The 25,370-nt window shown below is 38.7% G+C and carries 22 protein-coding genes; 14 read left to right on the top strand and 8 right to left on the bottom strand.

Translation table 11 applies throughout. The features are described from left to right. The first annotated feature begins 56 nt into the window (after positions 1 to 56). Positions 57 to 2,093: an alginate lyase family protein gene (locus H514_RS0119765; RefSeq protein WP_036841904.1), complete on the top strand. Its 2,037-nt coding sequence runs from the start codon at positions 57 to 59 to the stop codon at positions 2,091 to 2,093. A 56-nt stretch (positions 2,094 to 2,149) separates the two neighbouring features. On the opposite strand, the gene H514_RS0119760 is transcribed toward H514_RS0119765, so the two are convergent. Continuing rightward, positions 2,150 to 3,214: a response regulator transcription factor gene (locus tag H514_RS0119760; RefSeq protein WP_027448517.1), complete on the bottom strand. Its 1,065-nt coding sequence runs from the start codon at positions 3,212 to 3,214 to the stop codon at positions 2,150 to 2,152. 2 nt (positions 3,215 to 3,216) lie between these two features. Beyond that, positions 3,217 to 5,046 carry a sensor histidine kinase gene (locus H514_RS0119755; RefSeq protein WP_027448516.1) on the bottom strand — a complete coding sequence of 610 codons (1,830 nt, stop codon included), beginning with the start codon at positions 5,044 to 5,046 and terminating at the stop codon, positions 3,217 to 3,219. Positions 5,047 to 5,194: 148 nt separating this feature from the next. Here H514_RS0119755 and H514_RS0119750 point away from each other — a divergent pair, with 148 nt between their 5' ends. From H514_RS0119750 to H514_RS0119705, 10 genes are all read left to right on the top strand, one after another. After that, positions 5,195 to 6,535, top strand: a complete 1,341-nt coding sequence (locus H514_RS0119750) for an ABC transporter substrate-binding protein (RefSeq protein ID WP_027448515.1) — start codon at positions 5,195 to 5,197, stop codon at positions 6,533 to 6,535. A gap of 41 nt (positions 6,536 to 6,576) precedes the next feature. Then, a complete protein-coding gene (locus H514_RS0119745) occupies positions 6,577 to 7,536 on the top strand; it encodes a carbohydrate ABC transporter permease (RefSeq protein WP_027448514.1) in 960 nt (319 codons plus the stop codon). Positions 7,537 to 7,565: 29 nt separating this feature from the next. Next, positions 7,566 to 8,396: a carbohydrate ABC transporter permease gene (locus H514_RS0119740; protein WP_027448513.1), complete on the top strand. Its 831-nt coding sequence runs from the start codon at positions 7,566 to 7,568 to the stop codon at positions 8,394 to 8,396. Between the two features lie 32 nt (positions 8,397 to 8,428). Beyond that, complete coding sequence (locus H514_RS0119735; RefSeq protein ID WP_027448512.1) at positions 8,429 to 9,355, top strand: helix-turn-helix domain-containing protein; 927 nt, start codon at positions 8,429 to 8,431, stop codon at positions 9,353 to 9,355. 26 nt (positions 9,356 to 9,381) lie between these two features. Next, positions 9,382 to 10,164 carry a sugar phosphate isomerase/epimerase family protein gene (locus H514_RS0119730; protein ID WP_027448511.1) on the top strand — a complete coding sequence of 261 codons (783 nt, stop codon included), beginning with the start codon at positions 9,382 to 9,384 and terminating at the stop codon, positions 10,162 to 10,164. Positions 10,165 to 10,166: 2 nt separating this feature from the next. Further along, positions 10,167 to 11,171 (top strand): Gfo/Idh/MocA family protein, encoded by a 1,005-nt coding sequence (locus H514_RS0119725; protein WP_027448510.1) that lies wholly within the window; start codon positions 10,167 to 10,169, stop codon positions 11,169 to 11,171. A gap of 1 nt (position 11,172) precedes the next feature. Next, positions 11,173 to 13,056 carry a beta-N-acetylhexosaminidase gene (locus H514_RS0119720; protein WP_027448509.1) on the top strand — a complete coding sequence of 628 codons (1,884 nt, stop codon included), beginning with the start codon at positions 11,173 to 11,175 and terminating at the stop codon, positions 13,054 to 13,056. 144 nt (positions 13,057 to 13,200) lie between these two features. Beyond that, entirely contained in the window at positions 13,201 to 13,452 is a 252-nt protein-coding gene (locus H514_RS0119715; protein ID WP_051255246.1) for a hypothetical protein, read from the top strand. 146 nt (positions 13,453 to 13,598) lie between these two features. Continuing rightward, positions 13,599 to 13,760 carry a hypothetical protein gene (locus H514_RS25030; RefSeq protein WP_169449782.1) on the top strand — a complete coding sequence of 54 codons (162 nt, stop codon included), beginning with the start codon at positions 13,599 to 13,601 and terminating at the stop codon, positions 13,758 to 13,760. Positions 13,761 to 13,910: 150 nt separating this feature from the next. Then, entirely contained in the window at positions 13,911 to 14,561 is a 651-nt protein-coding gene (locus tag H514_RS0119705) for an SDR family oxidoreductase (RefSeq protein ID WP_027448507.1), read from the top strand. A 53-nt stretch (positions 14,562 to 14,614) separates the two neighbouring features. Here H514_RS0119705 and H514_RS0119700 read toward each other — a convergent pair whose 3' ends face one another. Next, positions 14,615 to 15,751 carry a CAP domain-containing protein gene (locus H514_RS0119700; protein ID WP_027448506.1) on the bottom strand — a complete coding sequence of 379 codons (1,137 nt, stop codon included), beginning with the start codon at positions 15,749 to 15,751 and terminating at the stop codon, positions 14,615 to 14,617. Positions 15,752 to 15,883: 132 nt separating this feature from the next. After that, positions 15,884 to 16,606: a YwaF family protein gene (locus H514_RS0119695; RefSeq protein ID WP_027448505.1), complete on the bottom strand. Its 723-nt coding sequence runs from the start codon at positions 16,604 to 16,606 to the stop codon at positions 15,884 to 15,886. 296 nt (positions 16,607 to 16,902) lie between these two features. On the opposite strand from H514_RS0119695, the gene H514_RS0119690 reads away from it, so the two are divergent. Both H514_RS0119690 and H514_RS0119685 read left to right on the top strand, forming a co-directional pair. Next, the gene (locus H514_RS0119690; RefSeq protein WP_027448504.1) at positions 16,903 to 17,556 is read left to right on the top strand and encodes a GntR family transcriptional regulator; all 654 of its coding nucleotides are present in this window, start codon (positions 16,903 to 16,905) and stop codon (positions 17,554 to 17,556) included. A 19-nt stretch (positions 17,557 to 17,575) separates the two neighbouring features. After that, positions 17,576 to 18,910, top strand: coding sequence for a serine hydroxymethyltransferase (locus H514_RS0119685; protein WP_027448503.1), 1,335 nt, complete (start codon positions 17,576 to 17,578; stop codon positions 18,908 to 18,910). Positions 18,911 to 19,014: 104 nt separating this feature from the next. Here H514_RS0119685 and H514_RS0119680 read toward each other — a convergent pair whose 3' ends face one another. From H514_RS0119680 to H514_RS23575, 4 genes are all read right to left on the bottom strand, one after another. Beyond that, the gene (locus H514_RS0119680) at positions 19,015 to 19,458 is read right to left on the bottom strand and encodes a DMT family transporter (RefSeq protein ID WP_051255245.1); all 444 of its coding nucleotides are present in this window, start codon (positions 19,456 to 19,458) and stop codon (positions 19,015 to 19,017) included. Between the two features lie 11 nt (positions 19,459 to 19,469). After that, entirely contained in the window at positions 19,470 to 20,165 is a 696-nt protein-coding gene (locus H514_RS0119675) for a Crp/Fnr family transcriptional regulator (protein ID WP_027448501.1), read from the bottom strand. Between the two features lie 17 nt (positions 20,166 to 20,182). Next, entirely contained in the window at positions 20,183 to 20,608 is a 426-nt protein-coding gene (locus tag H514_RS0119670) for a DMT family transporter (RefSeq protein WP_027448500.1), read from the bottom strand. A gap of 209 nt (positions 20,609 to 20,817) precedes the next feature. Then, entirely contained in the window at positions 20,818 to 21,933 is a 1,116-nt protein-coding gene (locus tag H514_RS23575; RefSeq protein WP_051255244.1) for a phosphatidylglycerol lysyltransferase domain-containing protein, read from the bottom strand. 358 nt (positions 21,934 to 22,291) lie between these two features. Between H514_RS23575 and H514_RS0119660 the strand changes: the two genes are divergently transcribed. Next, positions 22,292 to 25,369 (top strand): GNAT family N-acetyltransferase, encoded by a 3,078-nt coding sequence (locus tag H514_RS0119660; protein WP_027448499.1) that lies wholly within the window; start codon positions 22,292 to 22,294, stop codon positions 25,367 to 25,369. Position 25,370: the final 1 nt, after the last annotated feature.

The raw sequence follows: 25,370 nt of genomic DNA, 5'->3' as shown, positions 1-25,370 counted from the left end.
TCTAAACTTTAATAAAGCTTGAAGAAATTTTGCTGACAAAACATAGGAGGATTCGGATGGACACTTCAATAAAAAAGAGTATCTTCTTCTATGAACGACATGATAAAACGTTTCTGAAAGACGTATGTGAAAAATACTGGAAAGATGAAGTGGAAGAGGTGATTCATAGAGCTGACCTCGCTTGTAACCAAACATTTGTGTTTACCCATCGTTGGGATATGGAACGCTGTGAAACCCCAATTACATTCGATCAGGAAGTCGATTGGACATTTCGTTATCAAGGAGATTTTGAGTGGACGGTCAACCTGAATCGTTCCAGGTTCATGGCAGAGCTGGGTCAGGCGTATTGGCTTACTGGAGATGAGAAATACGCTCAAGCTTTTATACATCTGATGAAGGATTGGATCCGCCAGAACCCTTTAACGGAAGAAGAGATTCAGCAGAGTAAAGCCAATCAATATAATGTGAAAGATACGTGGCGGAAGTTAGACAGTGGTATTCGAATTACCAATTGGATAAAAGGGTATTTTTGTGTGAAGGAATCAGAAGCCTGGGGAATTGAAGAAGAAAATCAATTTAGGGAGTCCCTTTGGTGGCATGGTCGATACTTACGTGTTGCTTATACCCCACATGATCAGCAAAGCAACTGGGGGTTCTTAGAAACAAATGGATTATTTCAAATTGGATTGTTGTTCCCTCACTTCAGTGAATCTCACGAATGGTTACAGGTAGCGATTCAACGCTTGGAATCGATGTGTGAGCTTCAGGTGTTTAAGGATGGCATGCATAACGAACAAAGTCCGATGTATCATCATGAGGTACTCCATTGTCTATTTGAACCTGTTTGGTTAGCTAACATGAATGGATTAAAAATTCCAGACCTACTAAATGAAACATTAAATGCGATGTTTACAGCTTCCTTAGCGTTTGTGAAACCAAATGGGCGCCAACCCATGATCAGTGATAGTGACCATACAGATATTCGTGATGTGTTAAGTCGTGGAGCAGTCTTATTTAATCGAGGAGACTTAAAATATAAAGGATACCCAGTATTAGACTTTGAAGGTCTTTGGTATTTTGGGAAAGATGGTATGAAAACATATGAAGCGCTCCAAAGTCATCCCCCTTCTTTTAATTCGATTCATCTGAACGAATCTGGGTACTCCATTATGCGTGATGACTGGAGCTCAGATGAGCATTATCTATTATTTGATGGAGGACACATGGACATCATTCGTGCCCATGGCCATGATGATTTTTTACATTTTGATTTAAGTGCAAATGGATCAGATTTGTTGGTTGATACAGGTCGATACACATACATGGAAAACGAAGAAAGACGATATTTTAAAGAGTCATTCCAGCACAACACAACCAGTGTGGATGACCAAACGATCTCCCTCTATCAAAACTCATGGAGCTGGGATCATGTAGCGCAACCTGTACAGCATTTTTGGAAGAGTGACCCTTCATTTGATTATGTGCAAGCAGGCCACAATGGATATTGGAGCCTAGATGATCCCGTTCAAGTACTTAGACAAATATTTTATGTAAAACCGCATTACTGGATCTTAGTTGATACCTTTCATTCAAAAGAAGAACACGATTATAAACAACATTTTCATTTTGATGAGCATGCAAATGTAGAAATCGACTCTATAAATGATAGCGTCCGAATAAAAGGGCGCAATGGTAGTAACTTAAACATGATTCAAGTGGAGTCTGTTCAATATGAGAAAGATACCTGTTGGATTTCGAGGGACTACAATCAAAAGCAAGCCTCAAATAAAATCAGGTGTCAGAAAAAAGGGAAGGGACTTACGAAATTCATAACAGCACTCGTTCCTTTTAAGGAAAATGAAGAGCCAGATATCTCCATTGAGAAAGTCGATGTATGGAATTCACGCTCACAAAAACTTTCCGAGGACAAAGTGACAGCCCTGCAGGTAAACAGAGGAGATGAATCAGAAATTATCGTGTTTTCTCATCAAGGTCCATACAGTTATCAATTCGCAGGAACACAGATGACTGGAGATGTTCTGTTTGTGAAACGAAATCAAGATCAGGAACAAAAATGGATTGTGAAAGTGTAAGCACTAAAAACATAGGAAGAAGGAGAGAAATCATCAGGATGAAGGTGATTTGTCTCCTAATTCGTTTCTTTGACAACACCAATTCTTTTTCTGTACTGAGAAGGGGTTACACCGAGAATCTTTTTAAAGGTTTTCGTAAAGTGTGGGTAGTCCCCATATCCTGTGGCATAAGCGACTTCATACGTTTTATAGGATGGGTTATTTAGAAGTTCCTTTGCTTTTTCCATACGTAATTTGGTTACATACTGCTTAAAACTAATCCCCATCTCCGCCTTAAATTCCATACTAAAATAGGAAGGAGACATACCAATCGTATCAGCAACTTCCACTAGTGACAGATCCTCCACAGAAAAATGTTCATCAATGTATTTAACAGTCGTTAATATACTGTTTCGGTGACCGATATTTCTGGATGTCTTAAGTTGATTGATGATATTTTGACACATGGAGATTATAGAATCCTTGATTTCCTTCTCATCATAGGGAATATCTGAAGCCTGAATAATGTCACCTTTAACAAGATTCGATTGTTTCTCTAGTTCTGAATGAAAATAAATTAGAAAATCTGCATACATGGAGCGTAAAGAATGGGTTTCACTCCTAGCGTCTTTCAGTTTTTCATGGTAGTCATCAATCAATTTGATGACTTGCTCTTCCTCTAAAAGCCACAATTGCTGCACGAGTTTCTCTGTATATGATTTAATGACTCCTAAACATTCGCTTCTTTCGTTTGTCGAGTTCCGCTCTCCAACGATTTGCTGATGAACTTTTTTTAAAGAGGAAAGGAACTGTTCAGGCTTAATCGGCTTCAATAAAAAGTCGACGACGCCATATCGAATGGCTTCTTGAGCATATTCAAATTCATCATACCCCGAAATAATGATGAATTTGGATTGTTTGTTTGCTTCTTTCACTTCCTTAATAAATTTGAGGCCATTCATTTTAGGCATTCGGATGTCAGTGATAATCAAATCCGGGTTACATTGTTGGTTTAAGCGCAAAGCTTCTTCACCATCTTTTGCTTCACCGACTACTTTAAAACCCGTTTCATTTCCTTCAATTAATGCAAGAAGACTCCGTTTAATCATCTTTTCGTCATCTACCAAAATAACAGAATACATGGTTAAGCCTCCCTTTTATTGAACGTAGTGTTGTATGGTAACCTTACCTCTATCGTCGTTCCTGACTCGTCCGACTTAGTTATATATATGCCGAATGGAGAGCCAAAATTGCCAAAAATTCGTTTATGAACGTTAATTAAGCCGATCCTCTTAGTCGTTTTATTATCAGTAGGAGGATCTTCGTTATGTGTGAATGCTTGATTGAACATGGATTGGGTTTGCTCGTTCATCCCTTTTCCTTGATCGACAATGGAAAGCTTATAGTAATCGGCGCATGATTCTCCATAGATCCCGATAAATGTTGGAGTGAGTTCATATTCCTCATAACCATGGATGAATGCATTTTCAATAATGGGTTGAATGGTGAGTCTTGCTGTCAAAACCTCTTTAATCTCTTCTTCTGAAACCTCAAGAAAGACATCCAAGTCCTCAAAACGTTCTCTTTGAATATCAAGATACGTTTGAATTTGGTTAATTTCTTCTTCCAGGGTTACCACGCTTTTCGTGTTGCTGACATTATAACGAAACATATCAGCTAAACTTGTGGTCATTTTACTAATCATCATTTGTTTCTCAATAATGGCATGTGAGTTGATGATTTCGAGCGTATTGTATAAAAAGTGTGGATTGATCTGTGACTGCATTGCTTGCAATTCTGATTCTCTTGTCTTCAATTCCATCTCTTTTTCTATTAATTTGGAATGCTTGATTTCTTTCATTAATCGATCCAGGTCACCGGTCATGTTGTAAAAGCTATTATACAAGTCGCTAATCTCATCATTTCTATAGAAAGGTAAGGGCTGCTTCTTTTGAATATTTAACTTACCAGATTGAGCTTTCTTCATTAAGTTTTGTAAGGTAGTTAACGAATAGGTTAGTGAAAAAGAAAAGCCGCCAATGAACAACAAAGCTATCCCGATAAGAAGGAGTCCAATCCAAATGGTGGAATTTCTTAAGCTGATGAGGTTCGCCATAATTTGATTCATCGGGACGTTGGCGACCATTGTCCAATTGGATTGAGGAGAATAGTCATAAACCATTAGTGTCTTTAAGCTTTCATGACTTTGAATGGAGAAACGATCATTCGATTGGTTTGACGCTTGTTTACTAGAAAACGTTTGTCCCAGCTGATCTTCATTAGGGTGATAGATGATCTTGTTTTGGTCATTCACAATCCACACTTGCTTAAAGTGACTTAATGTGACTTCGTTAATAATAGTTGAGATTTGATTCAAACGAAGGTTCACAATAAGAAGACCTGACGTATTATAGGTGTTCTTATCATATACTTTTCTTACGATCGTAAGGACAGGGGTGGAGTGGATAAAGTCTATATTAATAAACTGATAAGGTTCTAGCTTATCAACGTCGTCCCACAATTCTTCATTCATTTGTCTAATATGATCCATATTCAAATAATCGTTCACTTTTGAGTAGTTATGTACTTGCATACCATTTTGATTAATCAAGGATATGCCATAGATGTCGGAACGTCCATTTAATAGGGGAGAAAACGCTTCTTCTTGAATTTGTTGAGAGATAATGAATCGTTTGTATCGGTTTGAATTAAAGGTGTTCATATCAAGAAATTGCTGTACTTGAGGGTTAGATAGAAAAGGGTAGGTAGCTTGTTCTAAATCATGTAAATAAAAGTCCATGTACTCATTCGTTTGAGTCAAAAGATGCTGACTATATTGCACCGCATTTTCTTCAATGGTTTCGGTTGTCTTTTCAAACCAAATCAAGCCTAGAACAAGTAAAGGAATACATACAAATAAGAGGATTATCATAAAAAGCTTAGAATTTATAGAACTAAGTTTAAAAGATATCATAGCAAGCTCCTTTAAAATAGTAGAAACTTCCATATACTATTATTTTACTGAAGAAAACACAATATTTCAAATATTTTTACATTTTCTGAATTCAACCTTAGCTTTAATATAATATGTAAGCGTTTTCTTAAAAAGGGGAGGAGAAAAGATGAATCAGAAAAAGGTTATGAAATTATGGATGGCTTTTATGACTGTTTTTGCTTTGTTTATTGCAGGGTGTTCAGATGAATCTTCAGGTAAGGGTGGAGATGACTCAAGTGCTACAGAAATTACGTTAGGGTTTTATTCTTCAGGTAGTGCTGATGAGAAGATGCAGGAGTTGATCGACAAGTTTGAGGAACAACATCCTGATATTAAAATTAAAACGCAAAATGCTCCATACCAACAATTCTTCCAGAAGCTAGATACCCAAATCGCAGGGGGAACAGCACCTGATGTGTGGCTTTCTGATGGTGTGTTTGTTCAAAAGTATGCCGAGCGTGGGGCTGCAAAAGATTTAACGGAGTGGATTAATCAAGATCTCAATAAGGACGATTATTATGGTTTAGATTTCAACAAAGGGCCAAACGGTTCCTATTGGGCTGTTCCTCAAGGGATCCAAATTGCGTCACTTTTCTATAACAAGGACATGTTCGATAAAGCAGGCGTTGATTATCCGGATGAAAGTTGGACATGGGAAGATCTAAAAGAAGCTGGAGCTAAGTTGACAATTGATACGAGTGGTAAAACAGCGAATGAATCTGGCTTTAAATCGAATAGCGTAAACCAATACGGTCTTACCTTCTTCAGTATTACAGAAGGCTGGATGACGGTTCTGAAGTCTTATGGCGGTGGCATTCTGGATGATAGCTTAAAACAATCCATTATTGATACACCAGAAAATAAAAAAGCGATGGAATACATTGTTGATGGGATGGATCGCGGAATATTTACAGATCCATCAGACCTACAAGCATTTCAAAGCGCAATGTCTCCTTTCCCTAGTGAAACAGCGGCTATGAGAATTGGAATCTATGCTCGCGTACTAGCTGCGAATGAAACAGGTGTGAATTATGATGTTACTGTTCTTCCAAAAGGACCAGATGGAGAGCGTTTCTCCCCCGTTATTGCGAATTCATGGATCATTAACAATGATGCCTCCGATAAAAAAGCTAAGGCTGCTTGGGAATGGGTGAAATACTGGGTGTCAGAGGATGACGTTCAGAAAGAATGGGCTGAGCTAGGTGAAGCGGTTCCTGTGAAAAAATCTGTAGCACAGTCTGATATGTTCTTAAATTCTGGTGATAAACCAGCAAATAAGCAAGCATTTTTAGATAGTTTCGAATTTGCCGGAACACTAGATGTGAACGCAGTTTGGTCAGAATGGGTGAAGAAAACAGGAGACAACTTCAACCGAGCATTTTTGAAAGAAGCTAGTATTGAAGAAGCTCTAGAACGTGCAGATAAGGAAGTACAAAAAGTGTTAGATGAATTCTATGAGAATCAATAACACCTATAGCGTTGAATTCCTTATAGAAAGTGTGACGTGTAATGTTGGGTAATACGAGATTACAAAAAAACACAGCAAAGCCTAATTTGTCGAAACGAAAAAGAAAATTAAGTCATGAGGGTAAATGGGGATTACTGATGGTATCCCCATACCTCATTCATTTCATAGTTTTTATTGCCTTTACGTTATTGGCATCCTTATATTTTAGCTTTTCACGATATGACATGCTTAATGCTCCGCAATGGATCGGTTTAGAGAATTATAACAAGCTTATTAATGATCCAGTGTTCTGGAAGTCCTTATGGAATACGGTTTATTTCACAGTCTTATTTGTACCTACACAAACGATTTTAGCTCTAATTCTGGCGGTGGCGCTTAACCAAAGTTTAAAAGGGCTGAAATTTTTCCGGATAGCTCATTTTATACCTGTGATCTCCTCATGGACTGTTGTTCTTTATGTAGCAGATGCGATCTTTAACCCACGCTTTGGGTTAGCCAATGACCTTCTGGTGAAGATGGGGTCACAACCTCAACAATGGTTAAATGATGAAGCACTTGTGATTCCAGTCCTTGTTGCTGTCGCCGTATGGAAAGGCATCGGCTATATGATGGTCATCTTTTTAGCTGGTCTGCAAAATGTTCCTGAAGATCTCTATGAAGCTGCTGAGGTAGAAGGGGCAGGTATCTTGAAGAAATTCAGACATGTAACTGTGCCACTGATTTCTGGAACGACTTTTCTTGTTCTCGTGCTAAGTACGATCACAACGTTTCAAGCGTTTGAACAAATTTATGTTATGACAGGGAATTCAGGTGATATTACTGCAGCTGGTGGGCCGAATAACGCCAGTATGGTCTTAATGCTGTATTTATTCCAGCAAGGGTTTGCTTTCTTGAAAATGGGTTATGCATCCGCCATTGCATGGGTGCTGTTTCTCATTCTTTTTGTCATTACATTAATCCAAGTGAAGATGCAAAAGAAGTGGGTTCATTATGAAAAGTAGAGTAGCAATTTATATTAGAGGTGTTTGTAATGAAAAAGAATCCAAATAAAAGAAGAAAGATCATTAGCTATATCGTCATTACGTTTAGTGCCATGATTATGTTGACGCCTTTTATTACAGCAACCTTTAATTCATTAAAAACCTATAAACAATACACCGCTATACCAGTCGAATATATCCCTAATCCTTTCAGATGGCAAAACTACGTTGAAGTGTGGAGAATGACCGACTTTGCCCAATATGGATGGAACAGTTTTATCGTAACAGTTTTGTCCGTGCTAGGGGCATTACTTTCCTGTTCAATGGTGGCTTATGCCTTTGCTCGATTAGATTTTCCTTTTAAAAACTCCTTGTTCATCATGGTCTTGGGAACGCTCATGATTCCACCTGTAGTCATGATCATTCCTCAATTTATTATCTTTAAGCATATGGGGGCTCTCGATACCCTTGTTCCTTTATGGATACTGGAATGGTTGGCGCAACCATTTGGCGTCTTCCTCATGCGACAGGCCTTCCTGAGTATTCCAAAAGAATATGAAGAAGCGGCTAAACTGGACGGATGTTCTCCGCTTCAAACGTACTGGCGGATCTTCATGCCTATGTGTAAACCGCAATTGGCTACCTTAACGATTTTTACGTTTATGACCAAGTGGAATGAGATTATGGCTCCTGCTATTTACCTGTCCTCTCAGGAGAAATTTACATTACCTATAGGTGTCCTGTCGATGTCTGGAGCTTGGTTCGGAAAAGAACAATACTTAGTAGCAGCTGCTTTAATGTCCTTAATCCCAATCTTAATCGTCTTCTTTTTCACAGAAAAATTCTTTGTCAAAGGAGCTAGTTCTTCAGGTTTAAAATAATCGCTTAAATCGGAGAGATAGGATGTGAAGTTGTGAAAACCAAAGCGTTACTGATTGGCACGAAAGAGATGATCGATATCGTAAATCGGCTCCGTGATGAGTTTCCAGGGTTCACTTTTGTTCCTTTGGTTGTTGATCAGAACATGAAGTGTAATTTGAAAAAGTTCCACTCCGATGGGATTGACTGTGCCATCGTGATTCATCCTCTAGCTTTTAATCAAAATATGGTGGAGATGCTGAATGATCTCCCAGTTTATGAGTTGAGATACTCGATTACGGCATTATATAAAACGTTGTTCAAAAGTGTACTGACATCTTCGAATGAAGCGGGGGCTATCAAGCTGAGTGTAGATGTTTTTTGTGAAGAAAAGATGAAAGAAAAGCTGCAAAACGAAGGTGTTCAAAAAGCTCCCTTGTATATAAATGAGCACCATTCGAAGATGACCACACAAGAATTAGTAGAGTTTCATGTGAAGTCTATAGAAGATCATCAAGTTAAAACAATCGTAACAAGTCACCCGGAAGTTGTGGATGCATTACGTGATTATCCTGTAGAGGTAGACCTCGTTACTCCGACAGACACATGCATTCGCGAATTTTTGTATGATTTATCCAACAAAATCAAAGTTACATCATTTTCAGAGTTTCCGATTCGCTATGAAAGTGATCAAGCGATTGAACATTTTAAAAAGCGAGGTGTAAGTGGAGCGACGATTTATAAATTACAGTGTTTATGTGAATCGATCGGCCGCAACAACATTACAGCCGCGGAGCTAGCGAAGGGGTTTTCGATCACATTAAGAAGTGCAAGAAGGATCCTCACAACGTTAGAGAATCAAAAAGTGGCTAAGGTGGTAGGGGAAGAACAGTTAAATGGAAGAGGGCGACCGAGGTATGTGTATCACATTGATTTTAATCAAATGAATGAAGAGGTCGTACCTGTTGCTGTTATGAATTAAATCTCTTGGAGATAGGAGGAGTAGGATTGACTTCATTTTTCATGAATACGGTCCTTTTAGAGAAGAATCGATGGGAAGAAGGACAAAACCCGTCGATTGCAGTAAGTGATTGGCTTCCTAAATTGAGAACAGACGGGTTTGATGGGATTGAGTTATGGGAGAATCATAGCTTAAAAGCATCAGAACCTGAAATCCAACTTCTTAAACATTCCTCTATACCTGTAGAAGTCTACAACTCCTATGTAAGCTTTGAAGACGGTTTTGAACAACAAAGAGCCCAAGCTGCCAATATGGTGAACAGACTTCGAGCAAACAAAATCAAGTTCAATTTCGGTAAAGATCCGGAGCGTCTAGATGAGTACATTCAAAACTTTCAAGATTGGAAGGAACAATTACCAAACCAATGTACATTTCTTTGTGAATGTCATCCAGGTACTGTTATGGAAGATCCGAAAATAGCGAAGGGTGTTTTTAAGCGGATCGGCTCCAATGATATCGGAGCCATGATTCATCCTTTCCATAAGGGTACGGACGTAAAAAGCTGGTTTAAGCATTTAGGGGAGAAAGTTGTCTATGCTCACGTAAGTTTATTTGATGGCTCTCGTTTTCACCTGTTAGAGCGTTATCCTGAATTTGTTGAAAGTCGTATTCAAGTTCTTAAGGAAAACGGGTTTAACGGTGATTTCTCTTTAGAATTTACAGAAGGTACAGCTTTGGAAAATGAAAAAACAGAACAGCTATATCACAATGCAATACGAGACATAAGTTTTTTAAAAGTCAGATGGAAAAGTCTTGCTAAGGAGACATAAACATGTCATTAAGAGTAGCTTTAATTGGAGCGGGGATTATTTCTTCAGAGCATTTAAAAGCCATAAGTCGTATAGAAGAATTACAAGCGGTTGCTATTGCTGATATTGATGAGGCTAAAGTAAACACAGCTAGTAGAGAATATGACCTTATTGGGTATCTTGATTATCGTGACATGGTTCAAAAAGAAAAACCTGATATTGTGGTGATCAGTCTTCCGCATTTTTTACATAAAGATGCGGCTATATTTTGTGCCCGAAACGGGTGTCACATCTTATTAGAAAAACCAATGGCTCTAAACACGCTCGAATGTGATGAAATGATTCAAGTGGCTTCCGATCATGATGTTCAGCTGATGATCGGGCATATCCAACATTATTTCCCGGAAAATGATGTAGCGAAAAAACGCATTCATGAAGGGATCCTAGGACAGCTTGTTCAAATTAATGAAACCAGGCATATGAACTATTTTAAACAGGATCGCCCCGCTTGGTTTTTGGAATGTGATAAAGCTGGTGGGGGTATCATGATGAATTTAGGGGCTCATTCGATCGATAAGATCCAGTGGTTGCTGAATTCTCGCTTTTCAAGAGTAATGGCGAATTTGAGTTATCATCATCGAGATGTAGAGGTTTCAAGTGATATAGAAGGAAGCGGCCTAGTCTATTTGGAGACGGAAAACGAGATCCCTGTCACCATCTCTATATCGGGGTATGAAGTGGTTCCCAAGCATGTAACCGAACTTATTTTTACTAAAGGGATGATGAAGGTTGAGGTAGGAAAAGGAGTGTATGTAAGTCAGGGAGGATCATACGCTCAAGTACCAACACCAAGCGACAAATCACCTTTTGAAAAGCAATTCATGGAGCTGATTGATGCCATCCAAGGCAAACGCATTTTAGAGAATTCAGGTACCTACGGCAAATCAGTCGTTAGTGTAATTCAAGGAATCTATGAATCACATGAAAGCAGAAATATGATAGAGATTACTAGGGGGGGAGTCGATTGATATGAAACTTTCATTTAAAGGAGACTTGAAAGAGCTAACACAGGGGATGGAACAATTGAGCAGTGAGATAGGCTTCTCTCTATCAGAAGAAGGAGTGCCCGTATCTGTTCATAAGTGGGATCAACAAAAGCTTCAGGTAATCTACCAAAATGGAGAAGCACATATATATTACCAGGAGAACATCCACTTTTTCAGAGCTCTAGGACTTTTCTTGGAACATGTATCAAGGCGTGATTCTTTTACATTAGAAGAAAAGCCACAGTTTATAACCAATGGTATTATGCTAGATTGTTCAAGAAATGCGGTCATGCAAATCCAACAAATGAAACGTCTCGTAAGAACCATGGCTAAAATGGGCTTAAACATGCTTATGCTCTATATGGAAGATACGTATGAAATTAAAGAGCAGCCATACTTTGGATATATGCGTGGACGCTATTCAAAGGAAGAATTACGAGAAATTGATACGTATGCTCATCAATTCGGTATAGAAGTGATCCCCAGTATTCAAACCTTGGCACACCTTTCTACGTTTTTACGTTGGGATACGAGCAACCAATATAAAGATACCTCAGATATCCTTTTAGCAGGTTCTCCAGATACATATGAATTAATCCAGCAAATGATCGAATCGGCATCATCATCCTTCAGAAGTAACCGAATCCACATCGGCATGGATGAAGCTCATTTAATGGGAAAAGGACAATACCTAAAGAAAAATGGCTATCAATCCACTTTCCAAATCATGAATGACCATCTAAATGAAGTGTTGAACATTACAAGTGAAAAAGGGCTGAATCCCATGATATGGAGTGATATGTATTTTCGCATGGCATCTAAAGAAGGGCACTATTACGATCAATATGCCATCATTCCGAAAGACGTTATCGAGGAGATGCCAAAAGAGGTACAGTTTGTTTACTGGGATTACTATCATGAGGATGAAGCGGTTTATCGTGGCTTTTTAAAGAAACATAAAGAGTTTGGATCAACACCATTATTCGCTGGTGGACTGTGGACGTGGAACGGGATATCCATCAACTACGATAAAGCCTGGAATACGACACAAGCTGCATTATCTGCCTGTAAAAAGGAGGGCGTAACAGAGATTTTTGCCACGCTCTGGGGAGATGATGGAGCAGAGACGAATGCCTTTTCGAGTCTGTTAGGATTGCAATTATTAGCAGAACATAATTATTCCGATCATGTAGGCGTGGAAAAGGTAAAACGTCGTTTCCAATTCTGTACCGGGGCAGATGCTGACGCTTTTCTTGCTTTGGGGAAATTAGATCAACCTCCTTTTAAGTCTAAAGAGGTTCAGCTAGAACCAGACAATCCATCGAAATTTTTACTCTGGCAGGATCCTTTAATGGGGATGTTTGATAAGCAAATAGAAGGGATCCCACTTAACGACTATTATTGCGAACTTGAAGGAGAGCTGAAGGAAGCAAAGCAGAAAGTAGGTGAATGGTCATCAATTTTTGATGTACCGTCTCAAATTTGTTCTGTACTGAGTATAAAGAGTGAATTGGGGATTAGGTTGAAAAAACTTTACGATGCTCAGGATCATCAGTCATTAGAAAAATTCCTTAATCAAGACTTACCGCTATTAAAAGAAAGAATAGAAACGCTACGAACTCTCCATTGTGATGAGTGGATGAACCATCATAAGCCTTTTGGTTGGGAGACGCTAGACATTCGCTATGGTGGATTGCTAGCACGAATAGACACCACGAGAAGAAGGTTGGATCAGTACTTGCAAGGGGAAATAGATTCCATTGCAGAACTAGAACAAGAAAAACTGAAATATTTGAAAGAGCGAGATGCCCCCGGTTTTGTAAGGAGTAATGTTTATAAAAACATTGTAACTCCAAATGTATTTTAATTAGGAAATCTACAAATCCGGACTACTTTTACTAGCATGATATCGTGATAAATACCTTTTTTTGAGATATTCGTGTTTATATTTTATGCAAAATATTAACCCCCTCATAGGATAATCGTGATCAACTTATAGGGGGTGATGAATGTGGGTGACAATTATTATGGTTGTAGTGTTGTTGAGATTTTTCTAGGATTCTTAACAGGAGTAGCATGGTTATTACTTGTGTACTTTGGAGTAATTGGAAGTTTACTTGGCATACTAGGTCTTACAGGTATCACAACTGTATTGAATATTGTTATTACAATAGTTGGTCTTCTAGCATTTCTTCTCTTTGGAATATGCATCTTTAAGCGATTGTGGCGCTGCTGTTGGTGTAGAGGCAGTGGTGGATGTTAATTATATGGAAGTAGCTCTTTTTCTTTTTGAAAAAGAGATCATATTCAATAGCCTCTTTTCAGGGGCTGTTTTTTAAATTTAATAGCAGTTTTACATAGATGGTCTAATAATTGGCAGGATAACAAAAGATAATGGAGGTGCTATAAATGAGTAAGAAAAAATGGAATGAGGAAGCTGCAATGAATAACAATTTATCAGCAGAGACCTATGAAAATGAAGATCACGAATTTGCTGAAGAATTAGCCGATGGGGGAGAACGAAATCAAATGGCTGAAAAGCAAGCAAAGGCAGAGAAGAAGAGAAAGTAAATATTTGTTCCCAATAAGAGCTTTTAGCACATCACCCATGCTTGATGGTTCAGTGCAATGGGTACAGTACCAATGTGTTAACTTAATACATGTGTAAGCTGATTCATATATATCCTTAATATATGAGGATACACAGAAAGGATGAGGGAAATGAAAGTTCTTATTGTTGGAGCAAACGGCCAAATTGGAAAGCATCTCGTAACTTCTATTCAAGATCATAATCAACTTGATGCTAAAGCTATGATTCGAAAAGAAGAGCAAGCGTCTTATTTTGAAAATATGGGTGCAGAAACCGCTGTGGTGGATTTGGAAGGTGAGATAGAACCAATAGCTAAAGCGGCAGAAGGAGTAGACGCTATTGTATTTACAGCAGGTTCTGGACCAAATACAGGAGCAGACAAAACCGTTTTAGTTGACTTAGACGGTGCTGTGAAAACCATAAAGGCAGCAGAAAAGGCTGGCGTAAAGCGTTTTGTCATGATTAGTTCCTATGACACTACACGAGAAGCCATCCAATCTGCCTCGTCCTCTTTTGCACCTTATGTAGCTGCAAAGCACTATGCAGATGAATGGTTGAAGTCTACTGATTTGGATTATACGATTATCCATCCAGGGAAGCTGACAAATGATGAAGGTAGTGGAAGAGTGAATGCAGCTTCTCGAGTGGAGCGAGATGAAATACCTCGCGAGGATGTAGCAAACGTGATTGTCGCAAGTTTAGAAAATGCTTCTACGGTTGGGAAGGAATTTCAGGTTGTAAAAGGGAATACATCGATTGATGATGCAATAAAGTCACTTTAATTGAAAGTTAAAGGTTCCTTGTATAAGTGATTACAAGGAACCTTTTGCTTGTTTTATTTTGTTAGAAAGTTCTCCGTATAATATGGTCTTGCGTCTTCATTAAAAGCCACTCCCACAGCAAGCAATTCAAATTTGGAATTTAAGATGTTCTTCCTGTGCCCAAGTGAGTTCATTAGCCCTGCATGAGTGTAAATACTACTAAGCTGACCTGCTGCGATGTTCTCTCCAGCTGTGATGAACGAAATATTATCTTCGTTCATTCGATCAAAAGGAGATTGGCCTTCTGGGTTTTCGTGACTAAAGAAGTTATTTTCAGCCATATCTGAGCTATGAGCACGGGCTGTTTTTCTTGCTGAATCTGCCCATGATAAAGGTGGCAGGTCATGTTTCACTCTTGCTGCATTCGTTATATCGAATAATTGATACTCAAACCCTTTCTTTAGCTGAGCGCTAGGGTCAGGGTAGAAACCTTCCTTCTTTTGCTCGAGCTCAGAACTGATGATTTGGATGGCTGTTACCTTATTACTCTCATGTTTGTCATAAAAAATCGTTACATAATTCTCGTTAATAGAAAAGACATCATATTCTTCGTTACTTTGCCATTTATAACGTGTAAAACCTTTTCTAATTGACTGAAGAGGCTCATCTAACGTTTCAAGTACAGAGGACCTCGTACTAGTGAAGTTTATCCTAAGTTTAGACGATAATAAATCTTGGTTTGTATATAATCCCACCACTTTATTTTCTTCATTATAAGTGGCCATGAAAAAGTTATGATAATTCTCATGATACGTCACCCAATTAACACCATACTCATTCATTGAACTACGCTTGGGTTCACCCACACTTTGTTCTACTTCCGTACGAGTATCTCCAATTTCAATATTATGAATAGAAAAAGAGTTTTGATTTGGTGTATCTAGATCTGGTTTTTCAGGTGCTGGTTGATCTGAATCTGTTAGTTGGTTTCCCTCGAAAGTGTCTTCGATTTGTCTCATGATATACCGAAGTTCTCGATCAAATTGAGTTAATGCACTGCTTACTTTGGGGTTCTCTTTTATTTCCTTAATATCTTCCTGTATCTCGGCATAAGCCCCGTTTATGCCAGATTGTTTGATGCTATCTCCATAAACATTCCAGAAGACTCCTGCAATCAGTAATAACAGAAAGACTCTTATTACTTTTGACAACTATAACACTCCAGTCGTGTTGCGTATTATTATTATTATTCGGGGAGTGCCTGTCACTACCCGGAATATGTCGAATATAAACGTTAACTTCGACACATTTCAGGAGTTGATAGGCACATTTTCGAATGTAAATTAATGTCTCTTCATGAAACCTATGATCCAAAACGGTAAATAAAGAATAATAAAAGTCAAAATCGTGATGATTTCAAGCGGTAAAATATAAGCAGGCCAAGGACCTATATAATCAAGGATGGAAGGGTTGGCGGGCTTTCTCAATAAGTACATATAGTTTCCGCCAATAATCAAATTAACAAAGAAGAGAACCAAGGCATAGGTGTTTAACCACAAGAAAGCTTTCCAAATAGAGCGAACTGTGGGACGGAATTCTTCCACAAATACCATAAAAAGATTGGCAAGAACCGTTCCACCATGTGAGATGAAAAAGTGAACAAACCTATAATGGGGAAAGGTGTACGCATTAAGATCTGGAGTAACCATTGCCTGTAAAGCACTCCCTATACCTGCAAAATAGGTGAATTCAAATAAAGAAAAGCGCTTCGTTAATAGCAATAAAGCTGATAAAAGCAAAGTAATGCTACTTAAATGGAATGGGAGTGAGTGTTTATATTCCCATGCATCTATCCAATATAGCCACACATGCAAGCTAATTTCCGATAAGAGCAGCATGATGAATAACGAAAAGCGAACAATAAAATAATAAGGCTTTGTTCGTAATTTTTTCCGAAAGAAAAACATCAATACTGCTACACTAAGAACTACCAACAGCGTAACTAGATGTACAGTCGAAAATAAGTTGAACGAATTTTGACCATCCGGCAAAATGTATGATTTCATAAAAAACCCCACCAGTATTATTTTAGCTTAACTGATTTTATCAAATGACTAGTATTAAATTGAAAACGAAAAAGCCTTGGTTACATTATAACCAAGCCAATTGTGCTTTCATGCATGATCTTGTTCTGGATAATCAATATTTCTTGTTTTCAGAAAGTGCCTGGCACCACCCGGAATATGTCGAACACCAACGCTCAATTCGACGCCATTCGGGTGATGTCAGGCACTTTTTAATTCAGGCGGTTCCAGGCACTTTTTAAATTGACTGAATATTCGAAATGCGATATATTGGTTTTATGAAGACATACGATTCTATACAATCCATTCAGCGTCAATCACTCAGAGAACAAATTTATCAGCAACTTAAAACCGCAATCATACGTCTTGAACTTGAACCTGGTGAGAAAGTCCGTGATCATGATTTAGCCAATGAATTTAATGTTAGTCGTACGCCCGTTCGTGAAGCATTACGGAGGTTAGAGGATGAAGGGTTAGTTGTATCAAATCCAGGTTCATTTACACGAGTCGTTGAAATTAATTTGGAGGAGGTGAAACAAGCAACTGTTGTCGTTGCGTCTTTACATTCACTTGCAACAAAGATAGCCTTTCCGCAATTAACTGAAGAAGATATAGAAACATTAGAGTTGATAAATAAACAGCTAAAAAGAAAGTTAGAAAAAAAGGATGTAATAGGTGCAGTTGAAGCTGATGATCGTTTCCATGAAGTTTTTCTAAAGCGATCTAATAACCATGAGATTCTGAAGGCATTAGAACCTGTTGAATCTAAAATCAGACGATTGGAGTTTGCCAAGTTTAATTCTGTAGAAGGAATAAACTCTGTCAGCGACCACCATGAGATAATTAAAGCATGCAGAGAATCAAAGTCACAGACAGTCACAAACCTCGTTGAACAAAACTGGTTGAGTTTATTCGAGTTATTAACTCAATAAAAAATTGGAGGTTATTCGAATGAGCGTGACAGATTTTAAAAAAGAAGTGCATGATACTAAAGTTTTAGATTGGGCAAAGGATATTATTAATAATAGTCCTTCAGACAGACTTGTGGTTGACGAAGTGTTGAATTCAGTAAGACGGAATGAAATTTGGCGTGGGAATGAGTGTCTGAATCTTCTAGCACCCGAAGCTCCAACGAGTCCATTAGTTAGGGAGCTGCTTTCTTCAGAAGTTGGAACACGTGCAGCAGAAGGACATATTGGTAAGTTAGAACGTTGGTTTGCTGGGACTCAGTACATTGATGAAATTGAAGCACTATGTATGGAACTGCTGAAGAAAGCGTTTGGTGTAAATTATGCTGACCATCGCTTGGTTGCCAGCATGATTGGTAATATGACGGTTTATAATACGTTAACTAAACCTGGAGATAACATAATGAGTTTGTCGCAACCTTTTGGCGGTCACTCTAGTAACCGTTACGATGGTCCCGCGGGAGTTCGTGGCGTTAATATTTACGATATTCCAATGGATTCAAAGGAATTAACTGTTAATATGGATGAATTTGAAAAAGTAGCTAGGGAGGTTAAACCTAAGCTCGTTTCATTAGGTGCCTCAATGACACTATTCCCACTGCCAGTCAAAGAAATATCCAATATTGTGAGTGAGTGGGGAGGTAAAGTCTTTTTTGATGGTGCCCATCAGCTGGGACTCATTGGTGCTGGTTTATTCCAGGATCCACTTAAAGAAGGTGCAGATGTTATGACCGGTTCAGCGGGTAAGACATTTAGTGGACCTCAGAGTGGCATCATTCTTTGGGACGATCCGGAATTAACTGAATCCATAACAGAAACTATTTTTCCTACTCTTGCCGCAACGCACCAAGTAAATCGAGTAGCTGCACTTGCTGTTGCTGCTGCTGAGTTTATAGCATTTGGTGAAGCGTACATGAAACAAATTGTAGCTAACGCTAAAGCATTGGCGAAAGCTTTAAATGACCGTGGAGTTCCAGTTTTGGGTGATCATAAAGGGTTTACAGAAACACATCAAGTCATTGCTGATGTCAGTGACTTTGGCGGAGGATACCCAGTTGCGAACCTGTTGGCAGAAGCAAATATTATTGTAAATAAGAATCTTATTCCTAAAGATCGGCCAGAAGATTGGGATGAACCGAGTGGCATAAGGATTGGAACCACAGAAGTCACGCGTTTAGGGATGAAAGAGTCTGAAATGGAGGATATTGCAGAATACATCACAGGTGTAATAAAAGGGACTTCCTCCACGACTCATATAAAAAATAAAATTTTAGATATGAGAAGGAATTATAATAAATTACATTATTGTTTTGAGTAACCTTTTAGCATTGAGTTTAAAACAGGTTTATAGTTAACCGAAAGAAAAAAGCACTTATTTTAGTGCTTTTTTTTTGGCTTCAGAAATTATCGAATATTTAATCCCTAATGATCACCTTGTTTTTCTAACTTATAGACAAGCACGCCACCAATCAATAACGTAATTCCAAGTAGCTTCTGCCAAGAAAGAGCAGATGCTTCAAAGCCGAACCAGCCAATTGTATTAATGGTAAAGGCAATAAGGATTTGGGAGATAAGGGCGATGGAGATTGCGTAGGCTGGTCCTATCAGCGTTACACCTCTCATCAAAAAGAATACGATGCCTACACCAAAGACACCGCCAAACAAAAATATAGGGTTCACGTCTCCGAACTCAAGAAGACTTTTATCCTCAACGGAGAAAAAGACGACTAATGAACAAACAAGCCCAAGCCCCAGGACAAGGCTCGTTGTAGCCCAAGGGCCCGTTCTTTCTCTTACTCGAGCATTAAATACATTTTGAAGACTAATTAAGATGCCAGCGATAATGGCTAATACTATTCCTATCATCAAAAGCTCTCCTATTCATAAATATTCCCGTTCGCTAGAGTACTGAGTTTATCGAGATCTTGAATGATAATCGTACCATTAGACCGTTCAATAATATTGTCAGAAGCCATCTTCTTTAAAACACGGTTCAGATGGCGGTAACTCGTACCGATCCACTCTGCCAGCTCTCTTAAATTCGAAGTTCTCATTTCCTGATGAAACATCGTCCCTTCCCCTAAAGAGGAGATTGATAACAAATAGCTTGCAAGACGGACTTCAACAGGGTAGAGCATGTGCATACTCGTCGTATGAGATTCGGTATAAAATTTATGGGAAACGGTTTCCAGTAAAAAACGTATAAAAGCGGGATGGTCCTGTTCAAGCTTTTCTAATTCAGAGAAAGGGGCTGCAAGCATGAACCCATCCGTGCCAGCCTCTACTGAATTCATGACCACAGTCCCTTTGACATATTCAACATCACCAATAAGAGCGAGTGGACGCTTAAATCGATTAATCAAAGACTTTCCTTCAGGAGATAAAGTGAAAATCTTAATTTTCCCTTCTACAAGAAAATAGAGTTCACTTAGTTTTTCTCCAGTTGAAAAAAGAACATCTCCTGACTGAAAACGATATAACTTGATATGGTTTTGAAAATACTCAGGAAATAATCCATCTAGTTTATGTTGTTTCATGTAGGAATCTATATGAGTGGGCTGTATTTCTTTCATAATATAAACTCCTTCTTTTATAGTTGGAAAAGGATAACCCCGACAAGCATCATCGTAAGACCCACACCCTGACGTAATGTGATTGGAATTTTCCTTTCACCGAACCATCCTTTTGATTCTATAACAAATGCTGTTAGGATTTGTGAAACGAGAAGTATGGCGATGGCAGAGGCTGGGCCTATTTTATGAATCGCTGTCAGTTCTGAAAAGACAACAATAACGCCAAATGATCCCCCAATCAAATATAAAAAGGGCACCTTCTTAAAACTTCTTCCTTTTCCATCTCTTACATTCATATATATAGACATAGCTATGATAAAGGCAATAATGTGAACCATGGAAGTTGTATGCCAACCACCAATTGCGTCACTCATCCTTGCGTTAAAAATCCCCTGCATGGTAATACATAATCCACCAAACAGTGAAAATAAAGCACCTTTCATGTTACATCCTCCTATCCTGATACTATTTAAAAGGAAGAAGAATGGATATGAAAGGACATATGTCCCTAAATGTATAGAAAAGTGCCTGGCACGCCCCGGAATATGTCGAACATGAACACTCAATTCGACACCGTTCGGGTGGTGCCAGGCACATTTACAACAAAAAAAGCTTGGTACCGTGATAACCAAGCCTTTTGTTCTTTCATGCATTATCCTGTTTTGGATAATAAATATTTTATTTTCTCTACTACCTTATATTTAGAAGCAGGTTGTTTATTAATGAGTAAGAGTAACTGTATAAGCATTACAGGGAGAAAAGTTTTTTGGTAGGCTAAATACTTCGGTTCCCAGCTACTAGCAAATTTCCCCTTAAAGGTTTTTAGTCCTTTAAAATTATACTTTTTATTTCCATGGAGATACGCAAAGTGAAGAAGCTTTTCACTTATACGCGAATATTTACAATCACCAACATTTGATAAAGGTGCCATCCCAAGGCTACAAGTTTGATAGCCTTTTTCTTTTGCCCATTGGAAGATATGAATGAATAATACATCCATCGTTCCATGAGGGCTATCTGAGGCTTTTCTCATTAAGTCGATGATAATGGTTTCTTTGTAGTCAGTTGCTAATGTTGCAAAGGCAATAATGTCGCCATCTGGGTTAGATAAAAGGGCGATAGGATAACAGGAAACATATTCTTCACAAAAAGATACGACTGAAAACCCCTTCTCCTTCTGCGTTCCTAACCATGAATCTGAAACAAGCTTTAGTTCTGCCAGTATCTCTTCCGTATAAGGAGGATAAACAATACTAAATGTGTAAGAATTCCGGGCAAATTTATTGAATCTTGTTCGTAATTTTGCCCCTTGTTTCCCTGATATAGAAAAGCTTTGGAGGTTAACCTTCCCCTCTTCTCCTAGCTTTAGGAATTTATAGCCTGTTTCATGATAATATGGCATGAATTGAGGACTGATTTGATAAAATATAGGCGTTAATCCGTTCTGTTCACTATATTCATAGAACTCTTTTATAGCTTCTTTTATATAGGCTTTTTCTCCAACAGGATCTCCTAATACCACTGCTTTATTAGCAATCCGTTTATAAGCAATTAACACCCTTTGCTGTTGTCCCCAAAATATTTCTTTATCTTGTAGCAAGATTAAATGGGATATATGATTACCACCATTTTCTTTTAAAAAGGAGGTGATCTGTTCCCAAGGAAACGTTACGTTTTTATGAGAAAGTTCCGATTTAAACATAAACTTCTTTATATAATAGACAATAAAAATAACAAGTAATAGAAGGATGATATCTGAATAGGACATATGAGTACAAACCCTTCTGAAAATATTCACCTTTATAAAGATAACACATGAGATATTCAATAAGTAGAAAAATTTAAGGAAAAGTGCCTGGCACGCCCCGAAATATGTCGAACAGAAACGCTCATTTCGACACCGTTCGGGTGGTGCCAGGCACTTTTTTTATGCATAACCTCATTTCTATCTGAATATTCTTTACTTTGTGGGCGGTTCCCCATAAAATATATTGTGCATGATAATTTTTCCAATACATATTTGAAAGGAGGAGTTAGTGATGATCAGTATTATCACAATGAGTAAATATAAGGAAATGGTGATGTTTGGGCATTAGCGAACGATAAAATAGCTCGGAGGTAGTAATATGCAGACGTTAGAAAAAGTACAGATTGTTGAATATCATGATGATTACGCAAAAAGTGTTGCGCAAATGTGGAATGAGAGTGGTGAGAATTGGGGTGGTGACAAATCGGTTACCACTGAACAAGAGGTGATTGAAGAGGAAGCCAACTCTATCCATCTTGATACTTTCCTTGCCCTTGTTGACGATAAGGTCGTAGGGTATTGCGGACTCTCTGAATATAGAGAAGATGTCGGAGCGCTTTATATATCGATTATCAATGTACATCCTGAGTATCAAGGATTAAAGCTCGGGAAGAAGATGTTATTAGAATCAATCGATAAAACCGTAAAGTACGGCTGGCCACGTCTTGATCTATTTACATGGCCGGGAAATACAAAAGCGGTTCCTTTATATAAAAAGGTAGGGTTCTTTTGGGAGGATCGTGACGATACCACACACCTGATGAACTTCCTGCCTCAGGTTTTACAAATTGATTGGCTACGTCCTTTCTTTGAAAAGCATGATTGGTACGAGACTAGCCAGCGTCCTATCGAAATTAAGCCAGATGGAATAAAAGATGGTGACTATACGTTTTATGAGTACAAGTGGGAAGCAGGCGATGAGTTTGTTCGCATTCAATTTGAGCGAACAGGAAGAGGGATTCGCCTCATTGAGACAGAGGACCTTTTAGTTGAAATGAACCTTCCTGCTTTTAAACTGCTTGAAAATGAAGAGCATCAGGCAACTTACCGTGTTGTTAATAAGACATCTAAACCATGTCAGGTATCCATTTCCGATAACTCATCAGGCATTGTAGAACAAAAATCCGCAGAGGACGTTCAAGTGACTGATGAGTGGGTTGGAAAACTTCCTGTAAGCATCTCCATGCCGAAGAATGAACCAAACCCTTGGAAAACGCACCCTGTGATTGGGTCAAATATAAAAGTGAACGGTTCGACACTTCCTTTTCAAATGGGTGTTTTCCCAATAAAAATGGGAAAACTTGATCTCCGTTCTGTAACAAAGAACTGGAGGCCGAATCAAAAGGGCACATTATATCTCGATATGGAAAGTCAAATTGATGAAGACTCTACATGGATGTTAAACCTTCCAAATAACGATGTGGTGGAATGGGAGAACTTAGAGGTGAGCACGAAGGTAAAAGGCAAAGGACGTGTTTCCCTTCCGTTACCGTGTCGATTGCTTAAGAATGGTTTCCTAACAGAAGACGTTCAAGTACGTGTCCAACGTTCAAGTGGTGAAGAGCTTTCATTCACTACAAAACTAACATTGGCATTCCCAGGCTTTGGCGCAAAATTTGGTGGCGAAACCGAAGACAAATGGTACGGCTATAATGGTCCGAATTATGTTGAGATTCAAAAACGAAACAACCTGGTGAGAATTGGATCCGTTCGTTCCAAGGAGGAACCAATGACGTTCATCTCTCCTAAAATTGGGAAGCCATATAGTGAAGAACTGTCCAAACAGGAAGCAAGGGCCGTTGAATACATTGAGCTTCCAGAAGCCTTTGTAATCAAAACGACATTAGAGTCCCAAGCCTTTTCTTCCGTATTGCTCAATACCTACTACAGCATTTATGGGGATGGCATGGTTGAGGTAAAACATGAATTATTGAATAACAGTACCGATGAAAAAAGAGAGCTTTTCCTAAAACAACCGATTATTGCCGAATTAGGAGGTATCACACTTCCGTTGAGAGAGGGCGTAATGGTTGATCGAGAAAGGACTATTCCGTTTTTCGAATTGATCCGTGAAAAGGAAATCTCAGAGAAATGGCTTTTCTTGTCTAAACCAAGTGGTGAGACAAAGGGATTGTCATGGTCTGAAGACGCCTTACTAAAGAAAGATAGTTGGCGTTTTGGAATTGAATATCAAGCTGAAACACTACAACCAAATGAGAAAAAATGTTTCGGACCTATTCAAATCGGTGTAAATGTAGCCACTTCCTGGTCAGATTGGCGAGAACTCGTGTTAGGTGAAGAAGTAAAAGATCTGAAGGAAGTATCCTCTTTTGCACTAGAGGCTGAAAAGAATAGATTTATATCAACAGTTGGTGAAAAGGTCAATTTCGCTTTTCGTTCCAAGTTTACACCTCATGTCTCTGGTACATTAACGGTTCAACACGACGAACAAACGTATATCAAAGAGACAACCGAAGATGATGGTGTGAATCAAATCGATATTCAATTAGACTATCAATCTCCTGGAGTAAAAGAAGTTTCAGGAAAATTCCGTTCAAAAGGGCAAAAAGCAGAACTTCAAACTCTGCAGCTTGTGAAAGGAAAGCGAGAGATTGAAGTGAATCAAGAAGAGGATCGCTGGACAGTAAATAATGGGGTTCTGTCCTTTAAAGCATCTTCAGAATATTATCCAGGCATCTTTTCTCTGACCTATAACGGGAACGAGGCATTACACCATCAGTACCCTGAGCCAGGACCAAAAGCGTGGTGGAATCCATGGGGAGGTGGGTTAAGCTACAATTTACGAAAAGTTAGCCCATACTCGATGCGAAAAGAAAAAACAGAAGTGAAACCGATGACAAAAGAGGACCACCTCGGTAACGAATGGAAAGGCCTTTGCCTAAAGACTTCGATAACCGAGCACGAGGAAATGAAGGGTGTTACGCTTCGCCAATATGCACTAACACTACCTGAAGTGCCTGTGCTCGCGATTTACGCAGAAGTAGATCAAGGCTCAAATCGAACGTTCACAGATGAGATATTGGATTTAGAGGCATTCTTTAAACCGGCAGAAAAGCTCTCTTCTTGCTTTACGAACAAGAAAACAGAGGGCGTCTTCCACACCTACTATGCTGGTGTAGAAGAATATCTCATGAAGAGTGCGCCGAGCGTTACAGTAGGATCAGATGAACGAGATGAAAAGATTCACATGATTCATCCCACTGATAATGAGGAGGAAGGCTTGTATTTAAATCCAGAAGTATGTCTTGTAGAAACATCGCAAAAATGGTCTGCAACTTCAGGTGATGTAATCTCGCTAAATCCTACGATTCTATTTTTTGATGAGGATGAACAGTCTCATGACAATCATCCATTTCACGGGCTTTCGTTTAGGTAGG

This window comes from Pontibacillus marinus BH030004 = DSM 16465 (assembly GCF_000425225.1).
GTDB classification, from domain to species: Bacteria; Bacillota; Bacilli; order Bacillales; family BH030062; genus Pontibacillus; species Pontibacillus marinus.
This window is presented reverse-complemented; position numbering and strand designations above follow the sequence as displayed.

Coding starts and splice junctions, on each gene's coding strand:
- H514_RS0119765 (WP_036841904.1), top strand. CDS start 57: ATGGACACTTCAATAAAAAAGAGTATCTTCTTCTATGAACGACATGAT.
- H514_RS0119760 (WP_027448517.1), bottom strand. CDS start 3,214: ATGTATTCTGTTATTTTGGTAGATGACGAAAAGATGATTAAACGGAGT.
- H514_RS0119755 (WP_027448516.1), bottom strand. CDS start 5,046: ATGATATCTTTTAAACTTAGTTCTATAAATTCTAAGCTTTTTATGATA.
- H514_RS0119750 (WP_027448515.1), top strand. CDS start 5,195: ATGAATCAGAAAAAGGTTATGAAATTATGGATGGCTTTTATGACTGTT.
- H514_RS0119745 (WP_027448514.1), top strand. CDS start 6,577: ATGTTGGGTAATACGAGATTACAAAAAAACACAGCAAAGCCTAATTTG.
- H514_RS0119740 (WP_027448513.1), top strand. CDS start 7,566: ATGAAAAAGAATCCAAATAAAAGAAGAAAGATCATTAGCTATATCGTC.
- H514_RS0119725 (WP_027448510.1), top strand. CDS start 10,167: ATGTCATTAAGAGTAGCTTTAATTGGAGCGGGGATTATTTCTTCAGAG.
- H514_RS0119720 (WP_027448509.1), top strand. CDS start 11,173: ATGAAACTTTCATTTAAAGGAGACTTGAAAGAGCTAACACAGGGGATG.
- H514_RS25030 (WP_169449782.1), top strand. CDS start 13,599: ATGAGTAAGAAAAAATGGAATGAGGAAGCTGCAATGAATAACAATTTA.
- H514_RS0119705 (WP_027448507.1), top strand. CDS start 13,911: ATGAAAGTTCTTATTGTTGGAGCAAACGGCCAAATTGGAAAGCATCTC.
- H514_RS0119695 (WP_027448505.1), bottom strand. CDS start 16,606: ATGAAATCATACATTTTGCCGGATGGTCAAAATTCGTTCAACTTATTT.
- H514_RS0119690 (WP_027448504.1), top strand. CDS start 16,903: ATGAAGACATACGATTCTATACAATCCATTCAGCGTCAATCACTCAGA.
- H514_RS0119685 (WP_027448503.1), top strand. CDS start 17,576: ATGAGCGTGACAGATTTTAAAAAAGAAGTGCATGATACTAAAGTTTTA.
- H514_RS0119680 (WP_051255245.1), bottom strand. CDS start 19,458: ATGATAGGAATAGTATTAGCCATTATCGCTGGCATCTTAATTAGTCTT.
- H514_RS0119675 (WP_027448501.1), bottom strand. CDS start 20,165: ATGAAAGAAATACAGCCCACTCATATAGATTCCTACATGAAACAACAT.
- H514_RS0119670 (WP_027448500.1), bottom strand. CDS start 20,608: ATGAAAGGTGCTTTATTTTCACTGTTTGGTGGATTATGTATTACCATG.
- H514_RS23575 (WP_051255244.1), bottom strand. CDS start 21,933: ATGTCCTATTCAGATATCATCCTTCTATTACTTGTTATTTTTATTGTC.
- H514_RS0119660 (WP_027448499.1), top strand. CDS start 22,292: ATGCAGACGTTAGAAAAAGTACAGATTGTTGAATATCATGATGATTAC.